At 51.4% G+C, this 5,213-nt stretch carries 5 protein-coding genes; 1 reads left to right on the forward strand and 4 read right to left on the reverse strand.

Annotated elements, in window-relative coordinates:
• The coding region (locus B3W37_RS05700) for a methylenetetrahydrofolate reductase (RefSeq protein ID WP_483175028.1) at positions 1 to 1,031 on the reverse strand (1,031 nt) is incomplete at its 3' end.
• 290 nt (positions 1,032 to 1,321) lie between these two features.
• Here B3W37_RS05700 and B3W37_RS05705 point away from each other — a divergent pair.
• Positions 1,322 to 3,088, forward strand: coding sequence for a bifunctional homocysteine S-methyltransferase/methylenetetrahydrofolate reductase (locus B3W37_RS05705; protein ID WP_483175029.1), 1,767 nt, complete (start codon positions 1,322 to 1,324; stop codon positions 3,086 to 3,088).
• A 95-nt stretch (positions 3,089 to 3,183) separates the two neighbouring features.
• Here B3W37_RS05705 and icd read toward each other — a convergent pair whose 3' ends face one another.
• The 3 genes from icd to B3W37_RS05720 all read right to left on the reverse strand — a co-directional run.
• A complete protein-coding gene (gene icd / locus B3W37_RS05710; RefSeq protein ID WP_483171506.1) occupies positions 3,184 to 4,458 on the reverse strand; it encodes an NADP-dependent isocitrate dehydrogenase in 1,275 nt (424 codons plus the stop codon).
• Positions 4,459 to 4,526: 68 nt separating this feature from the next.
• Entirely contained in the window at positions 4,527 to 5,027 is a 501-nt protein-coding gene (locus B3W37_RS05715; protein ID WP_481040883.1) for a 3-isopropylmalate dehydratase small subunit, read from the reverse strand.
• Between the two features lie 18 nt (positions 5,028 to 5,045).
• A partial coding sequence (locus B3W37_RS05720; RefSeq protein ID WP_483175050.1) for an aconitase family protein occupies positions 5,046 to 5,213 on the reverse strand: 168 nt, incomplete at its 5' end.

Consider the following 5,213-nt stretch of genomic DNA (forward strand, 5'->3'; position numbering starts at 1 on the left):
GTCTTGGTATTAAGTCCGTTGGCATGATCTGGTTCATAATAATAAAAGCCGCCGGTTTGAGGGTAATCGAACTCAGGTATCAGCTTCATCCAGTCAGAGCTGAGTTCTTCCCCTTTTTCGGTGATGTATGCAACCTGTTCATATTTGAGATTATGCCCCCCCAGGTGCACCCCGTCAAAGCCCATGCCTTTCATAAAGGCGTACATTTTGGCGGCCCGCAGCAGGCGAGCCCCGCTGCCTTTGTCCTCATCATTTCGTTCTTGGTCTATTTGTTCTAAAAGCCGGTCGGTAACCACGCTGCCCGGCAGCTGGTTGGCGTTCATCATTTTAGCAGCGCCGAAAGGCAGGACATAGATGTTGCCTATCACTGGCAGTTCGGGGCGATAAAGCTTTACAAACTGCAAGGCCTCATGAAATTTGCGGGCGTCGAAACCCAGCTGGGTAATGACAAAACGGGCGCCATGATCGATCTTTTTCTTAAGTTTATAATACTGTGCCATCAGTTCGGCTTCACTGGCCTTAAACGGTGAAACCACGCAGCCGGCGAAGAAGCGGGTGGGCTGGCAGGGGTTAGCCCCCGCAGAGGGTTCGCTGGCGCCGTTATTCAAACTGTTTATTAAATCCAGCAGCTGCACCGGGTCCAGGTCGAAAACCGGTTTGGGCCGGCCTTTAAATCCACTGCTGGGGTAGTCGCCGCTCATGACCAAGAGGTTTTCCACACCGGCCCGCTCCAGGGCGTACAACTCGGACTCGATTTGATTGCGGTTTTTGTCTTTACAGGTAAAATGGATAAGCGCCTCTATGCCCAGCTTTTGAATCTCTATCCCCAGGCAACTAGCTGACAAGGCGGGCCGCCCCCCAGGATTATCGGTGATGGTCACGGCGTGAATCCTGCCGTCAGCAGCGGCTAGTCTAGCCGCTTTTACCGCATCTTGCTGGGATTTTTCATGTGCTCCCCGGCCTGGCACCAATTCCCAGGTTACACAGAAGCTGTTTTTATTTAATAACGATTCTGCAAAGCGGCTGTTCATCTGCTTCACTTCCCTTTAACAACTGCACTGGAGGCATAAATCCAAAGATACATGTCATTACCACCAGGCCCAAGAGCCAACGATTGTCCACAGGTCAGGATATATTGAATTATAACATAATTCAGTTATCATCATTATGAATCGCGACCAGCCCTGTAGATGGGTTCATAGTTGGTCAGCAAGGAATAAATGCTTATCAATATAAAAATGCAGTAAGGTATAATATACGGGTAGTCGAGATTTAAGGCCAGTGCAGGTCATGGGATTTTGTAAGAAAGGTATTCATCGCCATGAGACAGTCAATCGAGCAACCCTACATTTTTGATGGAGCCATGGGAACTTATTATGCCAGCCGGGCGGTGAATCCGGTAAGCCCGTGTGAACTGGCCAATCTGTACGACCCGGCCACTATCGTAAGCATCCATCGTGAATATATCTCGGCCGGTTGTCAGGCCATCAAGACCAATACCTTTGGGGCTAACCGGATCAGCCTGAATCGTGATTTTGAAACTGTCAGGGAAGTCATCTGCCGGGGTTACCGTCTGGCCGAAGAGGCGGTACGCGGTACTCAGGTGCAGGTGTTCGCCGACATTGGTCCCATACCCGGGGATGATACCGCCGACATTGGGGAGCAGTATCAGGAAATTGTGAATGTATTCCTGGACCTGGGAGCGTCACACTTCATATTTGAAACCTTTAGCAGTGCCGACGATCTGCTGGAAGTGTCTCAATATATCAAAGACCACAACCCCCAGGCTTATATACTGGCAGAATTCGCAGTATCACCGGAAGGTTTGACCCGAATGGGCATATCCGGTCATCAACTGCTGGAAAAAGTATGGCAATGGCCCAGCATCGATGCCTGTGGTTTTAACTGCTATTCCGGACCTTCACATTTATTGGAATACATCAAAACTTTCGACATCCGGGACAAAATCATCTCGGTTATGCCCAATTCGGGCTATCCCACCACGGTAAACAACCGCATCTACTTCAATAACAGCAAGGAATATTTCGCTGGCAAAATGCTGGAGCTGGCCAGACAAGGGGTCGCCATCCTGGGAGGTTGCTGCGGCACCACCCCTGCCTATATCCGTGAAACGGTGGCCCGTCTTAAAGGCCTGACGGTGGGAGAAATCGTGCAGAAGACCGCTCAGCCGCAAGCGTTCCGGGTCAAAGTCCCCTTAGAGAATCCGCTGACGGATAAAATCAAACAGGGAAAAAAGGTGCTTGCTGTAGAGCTGGACCCGCCTATCGATACGGACATCGATTTCTTTATGGAAGGAGCGCAGCTTCTCAAACAAGCCGGGGTGGACGCCATTACCATTGCCGACTGCCCGCTGGCCAGGGCCAGGGTGGACAGCAGCCTGATGGCCTGCAAATTGAAAAGAGAACTGGATATTACCCCGATTCCTCATATGACCTGCCGGGACCGCAATATCAACGCCACCAAAGCCCTCTTGCTGGGATTGAACATCGAGGGCGTCAACAATGTTTTGGTGGTCACCGGCGACCCGGTTCCCACCGCCCAGCGCGACGAAATCAAGGGGATATTCAGCTTCAATTCAGCCGTACTGGCAGGCTATATCCGAAATCTGAACGAAACCGTGTTTTCGTCCCCTTTTAACATTTGCGCGGCTTTAAATGTAAATGCCAGAAATTTTGGCAGCCAGCTGCAGCGGGCGCAAAAGAAAATCGCTCAGGGCGTGACCATGTTCCTGACCCAGCCGGTGCTGAGCCGGCAGGCGGTTGAGAATATCAAAAAAGCCCGTCAGGAGTTAAATGCCAGCATCCTGGGAGGCATTCTGCCTATCATGAGCCACCGCAATGCCTGCTTTATGAACAATGAGGTGGCGGGCATATATGTTGCGGAGGAAATCGTGGAACAATACCGGGATATTCCCAGAGAAGAAGCCCACCGGCTAGCGGTGGAGGTATCCATAGATATGGCTAGCCAGATATATGATTATGTAGACGGATATTATCTGATAACGCCTTTTAAGCGCGTCGATATCATTACTGCCATAATCGCCGGGATACGCAATTTGACTGTCTAATGGAGCTACTCCCGGGCTAGTTGTGGACAGCTCAGGATGATAAAGGGACGGTTTCCCAACCGTCCCATGTAAATCGCTTCCTAATGCCACCGGCTTTACATATTCTTTATCAATTCATCCGCAAACTGTGAGCATTTAACCTCGGTGGCCCCTTCCATCAGTCGGGCGAAGTCGTAAGTCACCACTTTGCCGGCGATGGTCTTTTCCACCGCCGCTATGATCAGATCAGCGGCCTCATTCCATTGCAAATGGCGCAGCATCATCTCCCCGGACAGTATCACCGAGGAAGGATTGACTTTATCCAGACCGGCGTACTTGGGTGCGGTTCCGTGGGTGGCCTCAAAAATGGCATGCCCGGTCACATAGTTGATGTTAGCCCCGGGGGCGATGCCGATGCCGCCTACCTGTGCCGCCAGGGCGTCTGAAATATAATCGCCGTTGAGGTTTAAGGTGGCCACCACATCGAATTCACGCGGCCGGGTCAATATCTGCTGCAGGAAGATATCCGCAATAGCATCCTTGATGATTATTTTGCCGGCCTTTTCCGCTTCGGCCTGGGCCGCATCAGCGGCGTCGCCGCCCAGTTCATCCTTGATGCGGTCATACTCCGCCCAGGTGAACACCCTGGAGCCAAACTCGCTTTCAGCCAGCTCATAACCCCAGTTTTTAAACGCGCCTTCGGTATATTTCATGATGTTGCCTTTATGGACCAGGGTTACACTTTTGCGCCCGTTTTCCAGGGCATATTGGATGGCAGCCCGTACCAGGCGCTGGCTGCCTTGTTCGGAAACCGGTTTGATTCCCATGCCTGAGCTTTCCGGGAAGCGTATCTTGGTAACACCCAGTTCCCGTTGCAGGAAGTCGATCAATTTCCTGGCTTCAGCCGAGTCGTGGGAATACTCGATACCGGCATAGATGTCCTCGGTGTTCTCCCGGAAGATGACCATGTCGGTATCCTCCGGCTTCTTGACCGGTGACGGCACCCCCGGGAAATAACGCACCGGGCGCAGGCACACATATAGGTCCAGCTCCTGACGCAAGGCTACATTCAGGGAGCGTATGCCTCCTCCAATCGGAGTGGTAAGCGGTCCTTTGATGGCAATGATATATTCGCGGATAACATCCAGGGTCTCCGGCGGCAGCCATTCGCCGGTGAGATTAAAGGCCTTCTCTCCCGCCAAAACCTCATTCCAGACAACACTACGGCGGCCCTGATAGGCCTTATCTACCGCCGCATCCAGGACTCGTGAAGCCGCCGCCCATATATCGGGGCCGGTTCCATCCCCTATGATAAAAGGAATTATGGGATGGTCAGGCACATGTAAGACACCATCCTTAACCGTGATCTTTTCGCCCGGGGTGAGAGTCATATACAAATAACCTCCTCATAAATTCGCCTGTCATAAATAGGATTGGACTAGATACCCGGAGAGGCTCCCTAGTCGAAATTGAAAGTGCCGTATTTCTTGAAATGCTCGACCAAACCGCCGTCGGAGAGGATCTTGAGCATAACCGCCGGCAATGGGGTGGTGGGTATATCAATGTTCTTGGTGAGATTGTGCACCACACCGGCTTGCAGATCTATATCTAATTCATCACCGGCATCGATCAAGTCAGTGTTGCATTCTACCAGAGGCAGGCCGGTATTGATGCAATTACGATAGAATATGCGGGCAAAGGACTTGGCCAGAACCACACTGATGTCAGCATTGATAATCGCCAAAGGGGCTTGTTCCCGGGATGATCCGCAACCGAAGTTTCGCCCCGCCACGATAAAGTCGCCTTTGCTCACCTTGTTGTAGAAATCGGGGTCCAGGTCCTCCATAACATGTTTGGCCAATTCTTTCATATCGAGGGTTTTAAATTTATGTCTTCCCGAAATGATGTAATCGGTGTTAACATCATCCCCAAATTTATGGCTTTTACCGCGTAAACTCAACTGCTCGGCCTCCTCACCTTATTTAATATAGTCCCGGGGGTCAGTAATGACACCGGTCAACACCGAAGCTGCTACTGTGGCCGGGGATGCCAGATATATAAATGCCTTGTTGTTCCCCATGCGTCCTTTGAAATTGCGGTTGGCAGTTGAGATCACATTTTCGCCGTCAGACGGCACACCATTGTG

This window comes from Syntrophomonas sp. UBA5494 (assembly GCF_002426325.1).

What these genes read in the sequence shown, in the direction of transcription:
- icd (WP_483171506.1), bottom strand. Translation starts at nt 4,458, where the DNA reads ATGACTCTCACCCCGGGCGAAAAGATCACGGTTAAGGATGGTGTCTTA.
- B3W37_RS05705 (WP_483175029.1), top strand. Translation starts at nt 1,322, where the DNA reads ATGAGACAGTCAATCGAGCAACCCTACATTTTTGATGGAGCCATGGGA.